Origin of the sequence: Streptomyces smaragdinus, from assembly GCF_009604385.1 — a bacterium.
In the GTDB taxonomy this organism is placed as follows: Bacteria; Actinomycetota; Actinomycetes; order Streptomycetales; family Streptomycetaceae; genus Streptomyces; species Streptomyces smaragdinus.
Window position 1 is genome coordinate 133,712 of record NZ_WEGJ01000004.1, and the last position, 15,674, is coordinate 149,385.

General features: G+C 71.2%; 14 protein-coding genes. 4 read left to right on the forward strand and 10 right to left on the reverse strand.

Annotated features, from left to right (window positions below; all coding sequences use genetic code 11):
* Positions 1-30: 30 nt before the first annotated feature.
* Positions 31-1,095 (forward strand): LacI family DNA-binding transcriptional regulator, encoded by a 1,065-nt coding sequence (locus SRB5_RS09240; protein WP_153451006.1) that lies wholly within the window; start codon positions 31-33, stop codon positions 1,093-1,095.
* Between the two features lie 43 nt (positions 1,096-1,138).
* On the opposite strand, the gene SRB5_RS09245 is transcribed toward SRB5_RS09240, so the two are convergent.
* Positions 1,139-4,024, reverse strand: a complete 2,886-nt coding sequence (locus tag SRB5_RS09245; protein ID WP_228389923.1) for an immune inhibitor A domain-containing protein — start codon at positions 4,022-4,024, stop codon at positions 1,139-1,141.
* A gap of 169 nt (positions 4,025-4,193) precedes the next feature.
* The gene (locus tag SRB5_RS09250) at positions 4,194-4,940 is read right to left on the reverse strand and encodes an endonuclease/exonuclease/phosphatase family protein (RefSeq protein WP_153451008.1); all 747 of its coding nucleotides are present in this window, start codon (positions 4,938-4,940) and stop codon (positions 4,194-4,196) included.
* An 89-nt stretch (positions 4,941-5,029) separates the two neighbouring features.
* Here SRB5_RS09250 and SRB5_RS09255 point away from each other — a divergent pair, with 89 nt between their 5' ends.
* Complete coding sequence (locus SRB5_RS09255; RefSeq protein WP_323377366.1) at positions 5,030-6,112, forward strand: hypothetical protein; 1,083 nt, start codon at positions 5,030-5,032, stop codon at positions 6,110-6,112.
* Between the two features lie 38 nt (positions 6,113-6,150).
* On the opposite strand, the gene SRB5_RS09260 is transcribed toward SRB5_RS09255, so the two are convergent.
* The 4 genes from SRB5_RS09260 to SRB5_RS09275 all read right to left on the reverse strand — a co-directional run bounded on the left by SRB5_RS09260 (position 6,151) and on the right by SRB5_RS09275 (position 9,842).
* On the reverse strand, positions 6,151-7,431 hold the full coding sequence (locus SRB5_RS09260) for a DUF6986 family protein (protein WP_323377368.1): 1,281 nt from the start codon (positions 7,429-7,431) through the stop codon (positions 6,151-6,153).
* A 108-nt stretch (positions 7,432-7,539) separates the two neighbouring features.
* Positions 7,540-8,502, reverse strand: coding sequence for an electron transfer flavoprotein subunit alpha/FixB family protein (locus tag SRB5_RS09265; protein WP_153451010.1), 963 nt, complete (start codon positions 8,500-8,502; stop codon positions 7,540-7,542).
* Between the two features lie 46 nt (positions 8,503-8,548).
* Positions 8,549-9,334 carry an electron transfer flavoprotein subunit beta/FixA family protein gene (locus tag SRB5_RS09270; protein ID WP_323377370.1) on the reverse strand — a complete coding sequence of 262 codons (786 nt, stop codon included), beginning with the start codon at positions 9,332-9,334 and terminating at the stop codon, positions 8,549-8,551.
* A gap of 163 nt (positions 9,335-9,497) precedes the next feature.
* Positions 9,498-9,842 carry a TlpA family protein disulfide reductase gene (locus SRB5_RS09275; RefSeq protein WP_153451012.1) on the reverse strand — a complete coding sequence of 115 codons (345 nt, stop codon included), beginning with the start codon at positions 9,840-9,842 and terminating at the stop codon, positions 9,498-9,500.
* Positions 9,843-10,013: 171 nt separating this feature from the next.
* Between SRB5_RS09275 and SRB5_RS09280 the strand changes: the two genes are divergently transcribed.
* Entirely contained in the window at positions 10,014-10,718 is a 705-nt protein-coding gene (locus SRB5_RS09280) for a lysophospholipid acyltransferase family protein (RefSeq protein WP_153451013.1), read from the forward strand.
* Positions 10,719-10,777: 59 nt separating this feature from the next.
* Here SRB5_RS09280 and SRB5_RS09285 read toward each other — a convergent pair whose 3' ends face one another.
* From SRB5_RS09285 to SRB5_RS09295, 3 genes are read right to left on the reverse strand one after another with little or no spacing between them, the layout of a single operon-like run.
* On the reverse strand, positions 10,778-11,842 hold the full coding sequence (locus SRB5_RS09285; RefSeq protein WP_323377662.1) for a threonine aldolase family protein: 1,065 nt from the start codon (positions 11,840-11,842) through the stop codon (positions 10,778-10,780).
* Between the two features lie 8 nt (positions 11,843-11,850).
* Positions 11,851-12,624 (reverse strand): SDR family NAD(P)-dependent oxidoreductase, encoded by a 774-nt coding sequence (locus tag SRB5_RS09290; RefSeq protein ID WP_153451217.1) that lies wholly within the window; start codon positions 12,622-12,624, stop codon positions 11,851-11,853.
* A gap of 23 nt (positions 12,625-12,647) precedes the next feature.
* Positions 12,648-14,045: a DUF6421 family protein gene (locus tag SRB5_RS09295; RefSeq protein ID WP_153451015.1), complete on the reverse strand. Its 1,398-nt coding sequence runs from the start codon at positions 14,043-14,045 to the stop codon at positions 12,648-12,650.
* A 365-nt stretch (positions 14,046-14,410) separates the two neighbouring features.
* Here SRB5_RS09295 and SRB5_RS09300 point away from each other — a divergent pair, with 365 nt between their 5' ends.
* Entirely contained in the window at positions 14,411-15,094 is a 684-nt protein-coding gene (locus SRB5_RS09300) for a glycerophosphodiester phosphodiesterase (protein WP_323377374.1), read from the forward strand.
* A gap of 6 nt (positions 15,095-15,100) precedes the next feature.
* On the opposite strand, the gene SRB5_RS09305 is transcribed toward SRB5_RS09300, so the two are convergent.
* Complete coding sequence (locus SRB5_RS09305; protein WP_323377376.1) at positions 15,101-15,634, reverse strand: GNAT family N-acetyltransferase; 534 nt, start codon at positions 15,632-15,634, stop codon at positions 15,101-15,103.
* Between the last annotated feature and the right edge of the window lie 40 nt (positions 15,635-15,674).

A 15,674-nucleotide genomic window follows, 5' to 3' on the forward strand; every position in this document is an offset into this window, starting at 1 on the left:
CCCTGCCCTTGACAACGTTGTCCAGCCCCTATGATCGACCGCACGTGTCCCGCGAACAGGAAGACGGACGTGAGCGATCAGTCCCGCCGCCCGTACGGAAACCGGCCCACGATGAAGGACGTCGCCGCCCGCGCCGGCGTCGGTCTCAAGACCGTGTCCCGCGTCGTGAACGGCGAGCCCGGTGTCACCCCCGACACCGAGCGCCGCGTCCGTGAGTCGATCACGGCGCTGGGCTTCAGGCGCAACGACAGCGCGCGCATCCTGCGCAAGGGCCGTACCTCGAGCATCGGCCTGGTGCTCGAGGACCTCGCGGACCCGTTCTACGCGCCGCTCAGCCGCGCCGTGGAGGAGGTCGCGCGCGCCCACGAGACGCTGCTGATCAACGGCTCCAGCGCGGAGGACCCCGAGCGCGAGGAGGAACTGGTGCTGGCGCTGTGCGCGCGCCGGGTCGACGGCCTCGTGATCATCCCGGCGAGCGACGACCACCGTTATCTGGAGCCGGAGATGGCCGCCGGGATAGCCACGGTGTTCGTGGACCGGCCGGCGGGGCAGATCGACGCGGACGCGGTGCTCTCCGACAACTACGGCGGCGCCCGCGCGGCCGTCGCGCATCTGGTCGCCCACGGCCACCGGCGGATCGGGTTCATCGGCGACCAGGCCCGGATCCACACCGCGGCGGAGCGGCTGCGCGGGTACCGGGACGCGATGGCGGAGGCGGGGCTGGCGGTGCATCCGTCGTGGACGGCGATGGGCAGCACCGACCCCGGGCGCGTCGGGGCGGCACTGGGGGCGATGCGCGGGGGGCCGGAGCCGGTGACGGCGCTGTTCGCGGGGAACAACCGGGTGACGGTCACCGTCGTGCGCCGGGCGGCCGCCGACGGCCGGCCGTTCGCCCTGATCGGCTTCGACGACTTCGAGCTGGCGGATCTGCTGAGCCCGGGGATCACGGTGATCGCGCAGGATCCGGCGGCCCTGGGCCGTACGGCGGCGCAGACCCTCTTCCGCCGGCTAGCCGGACAGCACGAGGTACCCAAGCGGGTGGAGCTGACGACCCGGCTGATCCCCCGGGGCTCGGGCGAACTCCCGCCGGAATGACGGGGTGGCGGGGGCGCCCCGCGAAGGACGCCCCCGCCGGTGATCACGGCGTCGGGCTCGCCGGGGTCACCCTGACCATCGCCCACTGGTTCGTGAACGGCGCCGTCGTACCCAGCTCCAGCTTCACGCCCAGCGCGGCGCCGTCGCCCGCCGGGTCACCGCTGCCGAGCGGCTGGCCCAGACCGAGGTCGGTGCCGTACCAGTCGGGCAGCGGCCGGCCCGCGGCGTCGGTCACCCGCACCGAGTACGGCCGGTTGCCGTCCGAGGGCACGACCACGGAGGCGTCGGAGTCCTTGTAGTAGAACTCCGGCGCGTCGGCCGTCCCGCGCACCTCGATGCCCGGGTACCAGCCCTTGGCGTCGGTGAAGCCGGGCACGGCCCGCAGCGACGCGAACCGCGTGCAGTACTCGCTGAACGGCTCGCCGGGCGCCTCCAGGCACTCGGTGAACGCGGGCGTCCTGCCCCTGGTGAACGCGGCGTTGGCGGAGTTCGGCCGCGACGGCAGGTTCTTCAGCGCCGTCGGGTCCTTGTCCGCCGCCGCGCCCGTGCGCCGCAGCGGGTCGAAGTGCGAGTCCGCCAGCAGCAGTCCGCCCTTCGTGCCGTGGCTGGGCAGCCCGCCGAGGTTGTTCAGCGTGTGGTTGGTGAAGTTGAGCCCCTCCCCGTAGGTGAAGTCCCGGTACCAGACGAGCATGCCGGGCGCGTTGTACGGGGCCCGCTCCACCTTCCAGGCGCCGTCGCGCTGGTAGGTGGTGTCGTACGCGTAGGCGAGGCCCCGGTCGAAGCCGTCGAGGTTGCGCCACTCGGCCAGGTAGTAGTTCTCGGCGTGCTGGACGCCGTCGGTGATCCCCCACCCGCTGCCGGTGGTGTCGGTGAACGACCCGGTGGCCGCCGTCCAGCCGCCGTCGCCGGACTCGGCGCCGTCGCTCCAGACGGTGTCACCGCCGCTGGTGACCGAGAAGTCGTCGGCGAACCAGCCGCCCGCCTCGAACGCGGCGTCGGTGGCGGAGCGCAGCCGCAGCTGTACGGTCTGCCCGGCGTACGGGGTGAGGTCGACGTAGTCGTGCCGCCACTGCCCTCCGGTGTCGCCGGTGAGGCCGTACTTCTTCCCGCCGAAATCGTTCATCCGGCCGTTGGGATCCGCGTAGCCGTCGTCGGTGGAGACGAGGTCACCGCCCTCGTCGTAGACCTTCAGCTCCTCGAACGTGGCGCCGCCGTCGGTGGACACCTCGACGAAGCCGTAGTCCCAGTCCGCCTCGATGGAGTAGTTGTCCCACGACCAGAAACGCACGTCGGAGCCGGCCGGCACATCGATCGGCCGGGTCAGCCGGACGTCCGCCCACGACTGGTCGTTGCCCGACCACCACACATTGCTCCCGCCGTGCGGGGTGACCAGGTTCACCACCTTGTCGGGGAGTCTGACCAGGGCGCCGTCCTCGGTGCCCTTCGGGGTGCGCGAGGACTGGCCGAGCTTGACCTGCTCCGGCCGGTCACCGACGTCGAACACCTTCGGCTCGGCCCAGCCCATCACGAACTTCTCCCAGATGCCCATGTGCGCGGGCTGGCTCTGGAAGATCGGACCGGCGTGCGAGCCGGAGGCCATCAGATCCCAGAAGTCGACGTCGGAGTCGCCGCCGGAGGCGGTGTCGTAGACGTCGGGCAGACCGAGGTCGTGGCCGTACTCGTGGGCGAAGACGCCGACGCCGGAGTCCTCGGGCTGCACGATGTAGTTGCTGACCGCCAGATCGGTGCCCGGCACGGTGAAGCCCGGGACGACCGCGGAGGAGTGCGCCCAGATCGAGTACGGGCCCTGCGCCCCGCCGCCGCCGGACTTGTCCTCGCCGGCGTGCACCAGCACCAGATGGTCGACGATTCCGTCGGGCTCGCCGAATCCGCCGTCGGGGGCCGACGGGTTCTCGACGTCGTACTCCTCCCACGGGAAGTCGGGCTGCGCGGCGGCGAGCGCCCTGACCGCGTCGACCGCCAGCTGCCCGGGGCCGGACGGGTTGTCCGGGTGGCCGTTCATGCTGCTCTCGACGCCGGCCTGCCAGACACCGGGCTCGACCTCGGTGCAGGTGTTGGCGCCGTACCAGGCCTCGGAGTGCGGCACGGTGATCCACGGCGTGGCCTCACCGGTGACGGTGTAGCGGCCCTTGGACATCTCGCTGTACATGTTGCGCATGGTGTTGCCGGAGATGTCGATGCCCCGGCGGCCGTCCGGGCCCTTCAGATCGGGGCGGACGCGCTTGGTGTAGCCACGCTTGGTGTAGAGGATGTCGTTGTAGAAATCGGGCGAGAAGTCGTCGATCCACAGGGAGTTGTTGTCCTTGTGGCTCGCCTCGGCCGGGTTCGGGATGTTGTTGTGCACCGGGCCGTTCTGGATCACCGGGAAGTCGGGGTTGTCCTCGGCGGGCACGCAGTCGCGCTCGTTCTGATCGGGTGTCAGATCGTCGTCGAACGTGGCGCGCGGCACCATGGTGCCGGTGAAGTCGTCGTTCGCGTTCTCGTCGAACTCGACGAGGATCGTCAGCAGTTTGGCTTCCTGCGTCTCGCGGGAGTTCTTGAAGCGCTGCTCGAAGGGCGTGCGGCCCGAGCGCCCGAACTCCTTCTCCTGCTGGGCGAGCACCCGCCCCGGACGCGGGTTGCCGCCGGCGTACTTGTCGAGGTGCGCGCCCAGGGGGCTGGGCCTCGTGGAGTAGATCGGGCTGCCGTCGGGCGCGGTGCCGACCTTGACCTCACGCTCGGTCTTGTACTGGTCGTTCCTGGGATCGACGTAGTTGATGTACGCGTCGGACGCCGACGGTGCGTAGCGCGTGACGTCCGCGCCGGACGCGGCGCCGGACGCCGCCGTGAGGCCGCCGGCAAGCAGTGCGGTGACGGCTAACGCGGCGGTGAGTCTCCACGGTGTGGAACTGGGTATCGCCCCGGACAAGGTCTCCTCCTCGGTCATGGAAGGACGTGCGCGTGCGGTGGCTCCCGCGGGCACCGGCCCGTGACGCGCGCACGCACGGACGGACTATCTCAGGCTCCGGGGCCGCAACGGGAGGGGGCGGAGTGCGTCAATCACACTCCTGAGCGGCTTTACGCACTTTCGGACTGCTTTACCAGGACGTTCCGGGCGTCGTGAGGTCCGCCGCGATGCCGTAGTGGTCGGAGAGGAAGGCCGGGCGTCCGTCCGCCAGCCGGACGTCGTCCTGGAACACCAGCCGGGTGCGGGCGGTCAGACCCCGGGTCAGGACATGGTCGAGGGCCGGCGGCGCGGGCCAGGACGGTGTGGGGCGGTAGGTGGGTCCGCTCTCGCCGGCGCGGGTGTCGGTGAGGCCGGACGCCGCCAGGAATCCGCGGAACAGCGCGGAGTCCGGGGGGAGGTTGAGGTCACCGACGACCGCCAGGGGGCCGGCGGTGGCGGTGATGATCCCGGTGAGCCGGTCGAGCTCCGCGCGCTGGACGCCGGTCCAGCGGTTGCCGTCCGACCAGTCGTCGTCGCGGTTCGCGGAGAGGTGGGTGTTGACGACGGTGAGCTCGCCGTCGGGCGTGTGCACCACGGCGGTCTGCGCGCCCTTGCGCATCAGCCATTCGGTACGGGCCGGACGGACGTACGGGAAGCGGTGGAAGGCGAGCGGCCCGACGGGCCACCGCGACAGCACCACCAGCCCGCCCCTGACCAGCGGCCGCCCGTGACAGCCGCCGTGCGCGAACGCGCCGGTGACCAGGGGGACGTTGCGGCGGAGCATCAGCTCCTGCAGACACACCACGTCGTACCGGCCGAGCAGCCGGGACAGGGCCCGCAGCCGGGGACGTACGTCGCCCTTGAACAGCACGTTGAAGGTGAGCAGCCGGACGGTCACCGCGCCAGGGTATGCCCCCTTGCCGCGCGGGACGTTGGTCCATACATTTCCAGGACCCCCCACGACGTAGCCCCCACATGGAGGAAGACGTGCGGCAGAGATTCCTGCTCGTCCTCGGGCTGCTCATCGGCCTGATCGTGCCTCTCAACGCGACCGCCCCGGCGGCCGCGGCGACCCCCCTGCAGATCTACGGCGCCTGGCACTGCGGTGACGACTACTGCACCTGGACCACCCAGCGGTCCGTCACCGAGTTCGACTCCAAGAACCACTGGCTGATCGACCGCGGCGACGGCCGCCCGTCGGTGAACCTCGTCGTGCTGAGCTTCGTGGAGCCGCTGAAGCTGCTCCACCGGACGAACGACGCGGGCACCGTCGACGGCGTGCCGCGCGGTATGACCCCCGAGATCGTGAACTACTTCACCTCCCGCGGCATCCGCGTCCAGCTCTCGATCGGCGGCATCACCTACACCGACGCCTGGGACGACGCGCTCGCCGAGGACGCCCGGCAACTCGGCCTGAACGCGGCCGAGGCGGCGACCCGGCTCGGCGTCGGCATCGAGATCGACTACGAGCAGAACACCGATCCGAACCTCACCGGGCTGCAGACGTTCATCGACGCCTACCGCTCGGTGCACCCGTACGACGCCTCGGGCGCCCGGCCCGGGTCCCGGCTGACGATCGACACCGCGGCCGGCGACCGCTGGCTGATCGACATCAACCGCAAGGCCACGCAGGACTGGCTGCGCACGGACACGCCGGTACTGGACTACGCCAACGCGATGGTGCCGGCCAGGCAGCCCTCGCCGAGCACGGCGATCTCCAACTGGCAGGAGCACGTGGACGGCAAAGCGCAGTTCTCGCCGCCCGTCTTGCCGCTGGCGCCCGCCAAGTTCACGGGTGCCGCGTACATCGGCTACGGCAACCGGACCATGCCGGAGTGCACGGACTTCCTCACGTCCCTGCAGTATCTGACGGGGGATTTCGTGCAGAACGTGGCCCCGAACGGCGCCGGGACGACGAGCGGCATGCTCGGCTACATGTTCTGGGCGGCCGAGAAGCCGTCCACCCGGGGGCTGGGCACCCAGCCGCCCAACACCTGTGAGGACGGCGTGGGAGAGGGCGCCACGCACTACGGGATCCCGGTCCCGATGCCGCCGCTGCGGCAGAGCTAGCGGAGTCGGGGAGCCGGGGGCCGGCACGGTCCCCGGCTTCAGCCCCGGCGTCCCGCGAGCCTGTCGAGGGCGGTGCGGTCCAAGCCGGTGAGCGCGGTGACCTCGGCGGGGTCGACGGCGCCGCAGTCCAGGCCGCGCAGCAGATAGCCGGACAGGGCGCGGGCGGTGGCGGGCTCGTCGAGCACGGCGCCGCCGGCCCGGGCGACGTACGCGGCCAGCCGGTCGGCGGCCTGCTCCAGGCCCTCGCGGTAGAAGGCGTAGACGGCGGCGTAGCGGGTCGGGAGATGGCCGGGGTCCATGTCCCAGCCCTGGTAGTAGGCGCGGGCCAGCGACCGGCGCACCAGCCGGTGATGGAGCCGCCAGGCATCGTGCACCTGCCGCGTACCGCCGACGGGCAGCACATTGGTCGAGCCGTCCGACAACCGCACGCCCGTACCGGCGGCGGCGAGCTGCATCACGGCCTTCGCGTGGTCGGCGACGGGATGGTCCATCGACTGGTACGCGGCGCTGACCCCGCAGGCGGCGGAGTAGTCGAACGTGCCGTAGTGCAGCCCGGTCGCGCGCCCCTCGGCGGCGTCGATCATGCGGGCGACGGTGGCCCGGCCGTCGGGGCCGAGGATGGCCTGCGTGGTCTCGATCTGGATCTCGAACCCGAGCCGGCCGAACGTGAGCCCGTGGACCCGCTCGAACTCCGCCAGCAGCCCCGCCATCGCGGCGACCTGTTCGGCGTACGTGACCTTGGGCAGCGTCAGGACGAGGCCGTCGGGCAGTCCGCCGGCGTTCATCAGGCCGGTCAGGAAGATGTCGAGGGTACGGATGCCCCGGTCGCGGACGGCGGCCTCCAGGCACTTCGCCCGGATCCCGGTGTACGGGGCCCCGGCACCGGCCGCGACCAGCGCGGCGGCCCGGACGGCGGTCTCGTCCTCCTCGGCGTCGGAGCGCGGACCGTACCCGTCCTCGAAGTCGATCCGCAGATCCTCCACGGGCTCCCGTACGAGCTTGGCGCGGACCCGCTCGTACACGGGCCCGGCGAGCTCGTCCGCGAGCCCCAGCACGGCGGCCAGGGCCCCGGCGTCGGGCGCGTGCTCGTCGAGCAGCGCGAGGGCCCGGTCGCCCCAGTCGCGTACGGTGCCGGCGTGGTACGTGTCGGCGGGGACGTACACGGTGTGCACGGGCTGGCGGGTGCCGGGGTCGCCCGGATAGCGGCGGGCCAGCTCGGCGTCGACGGCGGCCAGGCCGGCGCCGATCCGCTCGCGTACCGAGGCCCCGAGGGATGTCGCCACCGTGTCGTCGGCCACCGGTACGCCCTTCTGTCGCACGTCAACAAACTGTTGAAGCGAACGTAACGGGTGGTGCGGGGGTCGTCAACGACAGCGGGCCCCTCCCGTCCTGACGACTGGGAAAGGCCCGCTCGGGTTCCTGGGAGGTCAGCCCTTGCGGGCGGTGATCTCCTCGGTCAGCTGGGGGACGACCTGGAAGAGGTCGCCGACCACGCCGTAGTCGACCAGGTCGAAGATCGGGGCTTCGGGGTCCTTGTTGATCGCGACGATCGTCTTGGACGTCTGCATGCCGGCCCGGTGCTGGATGGCGCCGGAGATGCCCGCCGCGATGTACAGCTGCGGGGACACGCTCTTGCCGGTCTGGCCGACCTGGTTGGTGTGCGGGTACCAGCCCGCGTCCACCGCCGCACGCGAGGCACCGACGGCCGCGCCCAGGGAATCGGCCAGGGCCTCGATCAGCGGGAAGTTCTCCGCGCCGTTGACGCCACGGCCACCGGACACCACGATCGCGGCCTCGGTCAGCTCCGGGCGCCCGGTCGACTCGCGGGCGGTGCGGGCGGTGACCTTCGTGCCGGTCGCGGCCTCCGAGAACGACACCGCCAGGGCCTCCACCACGCCGGCCGCCGCAGCGGCCTCCACGGGGGCGGAGTTCGGCTTGACCGTAATCACCGGGGTGCCGCGGGTGACACGGGACTTCGTCGTGAACGCGGCCGCGAACGCCGACTGGGTCGCGATCGGGCCCTCGTCACCGGCCTCCAGGTCGATCGCGTCGGTGATCAGACCCGAGCCGATCCGTACCGCGAGGCGCGCGGCGATCTCCTTGCCCTCCGCGGAGGACGGGATCAGGACGGCGGCCGGAGAGACAGCCTTGCAGGCGGCCTGGAGGGCATCCACCTTCGGCACCACGAGATAGTCCGCGAACTCGGACGCGTCAGCGGTCAGGACGCGGGTCGCGCCGTGCTCGGCCAGGGTCGCAGCGGTGGCCTCCGCGCCCGCGCCCAGCGCGACGGCGACGGGCTCGCCGAGGCGGCGGGCCAGGGTCAGCAGCTCCAGAGTGGGCTTGCGGACCGCACCGTCCACATGATCGACGTAAACCAGAACTTCAGCCATGATGCACAACTCCTGCAGAACGAGAGGAAGAGGGAAGGGACCGGACTCAGATGAACTTCTGGCCCGCGAGGAACTCGGCGAGCTGCTTGCCGCCCTCGCCCTCGTCCTTGACGATCGTGCCCGCCGACCGCGCCGGACGCGCCGCAGCCTCGTCCACCGCCGTCCACGCACCCGCCAGACCGACCTGCTCACCGTCCAGGTCCAGGTCCTCCAGGTCCCACGACTCCACCGGCTTCTTCTTCGCCGCGATGATCCCCTTGAACGACGGATAGCGGGCCTCACCCGACTGATCCGTCACCGAGACCACCGCCGGGAGGGAAGCCTCCAGCTGCTCGGAAGCGGTGTCACCGTCACGACGGCCCGTCACCGTGCCGCCCTCGACCGCGACCTCCGACAGCAGCGTCACCTGCGGCACCCCCAGCCGCTCGGCGAGCAGCGCCGGCAGCACACCCATCGTGCCGTCCGTCGACGCCATCCCGCACACCACCAGGTCGAACCCGGCCTTCTCCACCGCCGCCGCCAGCACCAGCGACGTCCCCAGCGCGTCCGTCCCGTGCAGGTCGTCGTCCTCCACGTGCACGGCCTTGTCCGCCCCCATCGACAACGCCTTGCGCAACGCGTCCCGGGCATCCTCCGGACCCACCGTCAGCACCGTGACCTCGGCATCGTCGGCCGCCTCCGAGATCTGCAGCGCCTGCTCCACCGCATACTCGTCCAGCTCCGACAGCAGACCGTCCACCGCCTCACGGTCCGTGGTCAGATCCTCGGCGAAGTGCCGATCACCCGTGGCGTCGGGCACAAACTTCACAGGGACAACGATCCTCAGAGTCACGCCGGCTCTCCTACCGCCTCGTCGTGGAAACTGCCGTACCGGCAGCATATGCGCCCTGACGTGCCCCCACCGGTCGGCCCGTCACTGGACGCCGAGCACAATATTACTCGTCAGTAAATCCAGCGTCCGCCCGCCCCGCAAGACCGCCGCACTGTGACCTCCCCTACGAGGCCGCCGCGCCCGCCTCCGTGGCCGACACCGCCTCGCCGAGCGCCGCGATCACGTCGGCCCTGCGCGGCTGCCCGGCCGCCCGGCGCACCACCGAGCCGGCCGCGTCGAGCACCAGGACCGTCGGGGTGGCGAGCACGTCCATCCGGCGTACGAGCTCCAGCCGCGCCTCGGCGTCGATCTCGACGTGCGCCACGCCCGGCACCATCGCGGCGACGTCGGCCAGCACCCGGCGGGTGGCCGCGCAGGGGCGGCAGAACGCGGTGGAGAACTGCACCAGGGTCGCCCGCTCCCCCAGCGCCGGGGCACCGAGTTCGCGCGCTGTCAGCCGTATCGCCATGCCCTCCAGGATGCAGTACCGCAGGGTGGTGACGAAGGTCTCCCCGCCGGGCGTGCCGCACGGCTTGGCCCCGGGCGTGGAGTGAGCAAAGATCGGGTAAACGAAACCTACGCTCGCGTAACTTCCTCCAGGAGCCCCTGATCTCCGGGACGGAGAAGGGACTCCCTGGACATGGCAGAGCTTGTGTACCCACCGGTGATCGGTGCGGCACTGGGCCTCTTCAAGGCGCTCGACCTGAAGATCGACCTGAAGGGCACCGAGCACATCCCGGAGCGGGGCGGCGCGGTGCTCGCCAGCAACCACATCAGCTATCTGGACTTCATCTTCTGCGGCTACGCCGCGCGGCCGGCCAAGCGGCTGGTGCGGTTCATGGCGAAGGAGTCGGTGTTCCGGCACAAGGTGTCGGGGCCGCTGATGCGGGCGATGAAGCACATCCCGGTGGACCGCTCGCAGGGGGCGCAGGCGTACGACCACGCGCTGCGGGCGCTGCGCTCGGGCGAGGTCGTCGGGGTGTTCCCGGAGGCGACGATCTCCGAGTCGTTCACCCTGAAGGGTTTCAAGAACGGTGCGGCGCGGCTGGCGCAGGAGGCCGGTGTGCCGCTGCTGCCGATGGCCGTGTGGGGGACGCAGCGGGTGTGGACCAAGGGGCGGGCCCGGGACTTCGGCCGCAACCACTTCCCCGTCACGCTGCGGGTGGGCGAGGCCGTGGACGCGCCGAAGGGGACGGACGCGGACGCGCTGACCGTACGGCTCAAGGAGCGGATCCAGGACCTGCTGGAGGCCGCCCAGCGGGCGTACCCGGACAAGCCGAAGGGGCCGGAGGACAGCTGGTGGCTGCCGCGCCACCTCGGCGGGACGGCCCCGGCGCCGGCCTGAGCGCGGCTCGTGAAGCAGCCGGGCCGGCCCCCGCGCACGGGGGCCGGCCCGCAGGGCTTTCAGGCCCGGCTCATCTCCTCGGCCACGGCCTCGACGAACGCGTCGACGTCGTCGGGGGTCGTGTCGTACGAGCACATCCAGCGCACGACGCCGTCGCTCTCGTCCCAGAAGTAGAAGCGGAACTGCTTCTGCAGCCGTACGGAGACGTCGTGCGGCAGCCGGGCGAAGACGCCGTTGGCCTGCACCGGGTGGAGGATGTCGACCCCGTCGACCGCCCGGACGCCGGCGGCGAGCCGGGCGGCCATGGCGTTGGAGTGGCGGGCGTTGCGCAGCCACAGGTCCTTGGCGAGCAGCGCCTCGAACTGCACCGAGACGAAGCGCATCTTGGAGGCGAGCTGCATCGACAGCTTGCGCAGATGCTTCATGGCCCGCACCGCGTCGGGGTCGAGCACGACGACGGCCTCGCCGAACATCATCCCGTTCTTGGTGCCGCCGTAGGACAGCACGTCGACCCCCGCCACATTCGTGAACGCCCGCATGGGGACGTCGAGATGCGCGGCGGCGTTGGCTATCCGGGCACCGTCGAGATGGACCTTCATGCCCCGCTCGTGGGCGAAGGCGACGATGTCCTTGATCTCGTCGGGCGTGTAGACCGTGCCGAGTTCGGTGGCCTGGGTGATCGAGACGACCTGCGGCATCGCCCGGTGCTCGTCCTCCCAGCCCCAGGCCTCGCGCTCGATCAGCTCCGGGGTGAGCTTGCCGTCCTCGGTGGGGACCGCGAGGAGCTTCAGCCCGCCCATGCGTTCGGGGGCGCCGCCCTCGTCGACGTTGATGTGCGCGCTCCGGGCGCAGATCACCGCGCCCCAGCGGTCGGTGAGGGCCTGCAGGGCGACGACGTTGGCCCCCGTGCCGTTGAACACGGGGAAGGCCTGGGCACAGCCGCCGAAGTGGCTGCGGAACACCTGCTGGATGTGGTCGGTGTACTCGTCCTCGCCGTAGGAGACCTGGTGGCCGCCGTTGGCGAGGGCGAGCGCGGCGAGTATCTCCGGGTGCACGCCGGCGTAGTTGTCGCTGGCGAAGCCGCGGACCCCGGTGTCGTGACGCCGCTTGGCGTCGGTCTTCACCCGGGTCGTCAATGCTGGGGCGTGAGCCACTGGCGGGTTCCGTTCAGTTCCTGGGCGGGACGGTCCCAGACCCCGGTGATGGCCTCGGCGAGTTCCTTCACGTCCGTGAACCCGGGGAAGAGGCTGTCCGGCTTCTCGGCACGCATCTGGTCGTGCACGAGGGCCTTGACGACCAGGATCACGGCGGCGGCCTGCGGGCCCTGTTCGCCGCCGGCCTTGCTGAAGGCGTTGCCCAGGGCGATCGTCCAGGCCTCGGCGGCGGCCTTGGCCGCGCCGTAGGCGGCGTTGCCGCCGGTCGGCCTGACCGAGCCGGCCGCGCTGACCAGGACGAAGCGCCCCTTGCCGGAGCTGCGCTCCAGCGCGCTCTCGAACGCGAGCGAGGTGTGCTGCACGGTACGGATCAGCAGATCGTGCAGCAGGTCCCAGTCGCCCAGGTCGGTGTCGGAGAAGCTCTTCGCCCCGCGCCAGCCGCCGACCAGATGCACCAGTCCGTCGATCCTGCCGTGCTCACGCTCGATGCGGTCGGCCCAGGCGCGGGTGGCGTCCAGGTCGAGCAGATCGATGATCTCGCCGGTGACGGGCGCGCCGCCGTGCGCGAAACGGGCGGCGTCGACCGTCTTGGCCAGCCGGGCCGGGTCGTGGTCGCAGCCGATCACGGTGGCGCCGGCGGCGGCCAGGGCGAGCAGCGCGGCACCGCCGGCCGGTCCACCCGCTCCCGCGACCGCCACCACAGCGCCCTCCAGCGGACCGCCGCTGCCATTCGTCGTGGCCCCCATGCCCATCGCCTCCTCGGCGCCGCCTTCTCTCACGCGGCGATCTTCTCCTCTTCGGTCGCGGTGATACCCCGGGTCGAGGCGATTACACCGCGTAGCTTCTTAGCCAGGGCCTCATAGAACATGCTGAGCGGAAACTCGTCCGGAAGCACCTCGTCGACGAGCTTACGCGGGGGCTGCGACAGATCCAGCGCGTCGGGACCCTTGGCCCACACGGATCCCGGGTGCGGCGAGAGGTACCGGGAGACCAGCTCGTGCGCCTTGAACCAGTGCACCAGCTTGGGGCGGTCGATGCCGTCCCGGTAGAGGGTCTCGATCTCCTGCCGGAGCTTGCCGGTGACCTCGCGGGCGCGGTCCCAGTCGATGCTCAGCCGGTTGTCCGTCCAGCGCAGGGCGTCGTGCCGGTGCAGGTACGCAAAGAGCAGCTGGCCACCGAGGCCGTCGTAGTTGCGGGTGCGGTCGCCGGTGACCGGGAAGCGGAACATGCGGTCCATCAGCACCGCGTACTGCACGTCGCGGCCGCGGGTCTCGCCCTCGTCGACGAGCTTGCCGGCCTCGTGGAAGGCGGTGAGGTCGCAGCGCAGCTCCTCCAGCCCGTACATCCAGAACGGCTGGCGCTGCTTGATCATGAAGGGGTCGAACGGCAGGTCGCCGTGGCTGTGCGCCCGGTCGTGGACCATGTCCCAGAGCACGAACGTCTTCTCGGCGCGCTCCTGGTCGGTGAGCAGGCCGTCGGCGTCCTCGGGCAGCCGCAGTCCGGTGAGCTCGACGGTCTCCCCGATGACCCGGCGGAAGCGGGCGGCCTCGCGGTCGCAGAAGATGGCGCCCCAGCTGAACCGCTCCGGCGCCTCGCGCACGGCGACGGTCTCGGGGAACAGGACGGCGGAGTTCGTGTCGTACCCGGGAGTGAAGTCCTCGAAGCGGATGCCCAGGAACAGGGGGTTGTCGTAACGGGTGGCCTCGAGCTCGGCCAGCCAGTCGGGCCATACGACGCGGAAGACGACGGCCTCGAGGTTGCGGTCCGGGTTGCCGTTCTGCGTGTACATCGGGAAGACGACCAGGTGCTGTATGCCGTCGGCGCGGTGCTGGGCCGGCTGGAAGGCCATCAGGGAGTCCAGGAAGTCCGGCACGCCGAAGCCGCCCTCGGCCCACGCGCTCAGGTCCGCGGCCAGCGCCTCGAAGTAGGCGGCGTCGTGCGGCAGCAGCGGGGCCAGCTCCCGGACCGCCGTGATCACGCGCAGCACCGCGTCCTCGACGACGGCGCGCTCCGGGGAGGCCTCGGCGGCGAGATCGATCGAGCCGTCCTTGGACTGCCAGGGGCGGATCTCCTCGACGGCGGCCTTCAGGCGGGGCCAGGCGGGATGGTCGACGACCCGACCGGCAGGCGAAACGCCGCCCTCCACACGCTCAGGGGCAAGGATTTCCGTCATCACCGACTCCTCCAAGGAGAACTTCTTGTGCGAACACCGTACCCACGCACGACGATCACACTCAAGCGGAGGCGGTGAAAATTTTGCTGCGATCAGGTCACATCAACGCCAATCTTCCTGTCAATACCGCGTCGGACAGCCACTTCGGCCAGTAACCGCAGGGGTTCCGGCCGTCCGTCGCCCATCCGGGACGCGCCCACCTTCGGGTGACGCGACGGGACCGCGACAGCACGCAAAGCGACGGCCGGCGGGGCCAAGAACCGCCATCAGGCCCGTGCAGGGCCGGAGACGATCCCCGGGTATTGGCCTAGGCTCGGTGCCGTTCCGCGAGCTGAGCCGCCACCGCCGACGGAAGCGAGACAACTGTGTCATTTCTGACCATCGGGCACCGCGGGTTGATGGGGATCGAGCCGGAGAACACGGTGCGCTCCTTCGTCCGGGCCGACCGCGAGCCCATGGACATGATCGAACTCGATCTGCACCTCAGCAAGGACGGCCACCTGGTGGTCATGCACGACGCGGACGTCGACCGCACGACGGACGGCAGCGGGCCCATCGCCGACTTCACCCTCGAGGAGCTGCGCCGGCTGGACGCCGGGCTCGGCGAGCGGGTGCCCGTCTTCGAGGAGGTCGTGGAGGCGGTGAAGGCGCCGCTGCAGGCGGAGATCAAGGACGTGGCGGCCGCCCGCAGGCTCGCCGAGGTGATCACCGGCCGGGACCTGCTCGGCCGGGTCGACGTCATCTCCTTCCACGACGAGGCCCTCGCCGAGATCCGCCGGCTGCTGCCGGCGGCACGCACGGCGCTGGTCGCCGAGCACTACGACCTCGGGGTAATCGAACGGGCCCTGGCCGTGGGCGCGTTCATGCTCTCGCTCGACATCCGCCGGCTGACGCTGGAGCTGGTGGAGAAGGCGCACGCCAACGGACTCCAGGTGATCGCCTGGACGGTCAACACCGTGGAGGAGCTGAAGATCTCGCGCGGTCTGGGCCTGGAGGGCGTCGTCACCGACGTACCGGAGATCAAGCGGTCGGCGCGCTACACCGCCTGAGCGCGGTCAGCCGAGAGACTTCACCAGGAGCTCGAACTCCAGGTCCGGGCGGCGCGGCACGCCGAAGCGCTCGTCGCCGTACGGGAAGGGGCTCATGACCCCCGTACGCCGGTAGCCGCGCCGCTCGTACCAGGCGATCAGGTCCTCCCGTACCGAGATCACCGTCATGTGCAGCTCGCGCGCGCCCCAGTGCGCCGCCGCGAAGCGCTCGGCCCCCGCCAGCACGGTCCTGCCGAGGCCGGCGCCCTGCAGCGGGGGGCTGACCGCGAACATCCCGAAGTAGGCGTGCTCGCCGCGCCGTTCCAGCTGGCAGCACGCGACCGTCCGGCCGCCTTGCTCCAGCAGCAGCATCCGGCTGTCCGGGTCCGTCACGACGGCGAGGACCGCCTCGTCGTCCGTGCGCCGCCCATCGAGGATGTCGGCCTCGGTGGTCCAGCCGGCCCGGCTGTCGTCGCCGCGGTAGGCGGACTGGATCAGGGCGACGAGCCCGGAGACGTCGTCGGGGCCCGCGGTGCGCAGGGCGGCTTCTGCTGTGGTCACGGGGCAGAGGCTAGCAAGCGCCCCCCGCTGCACCCATGCG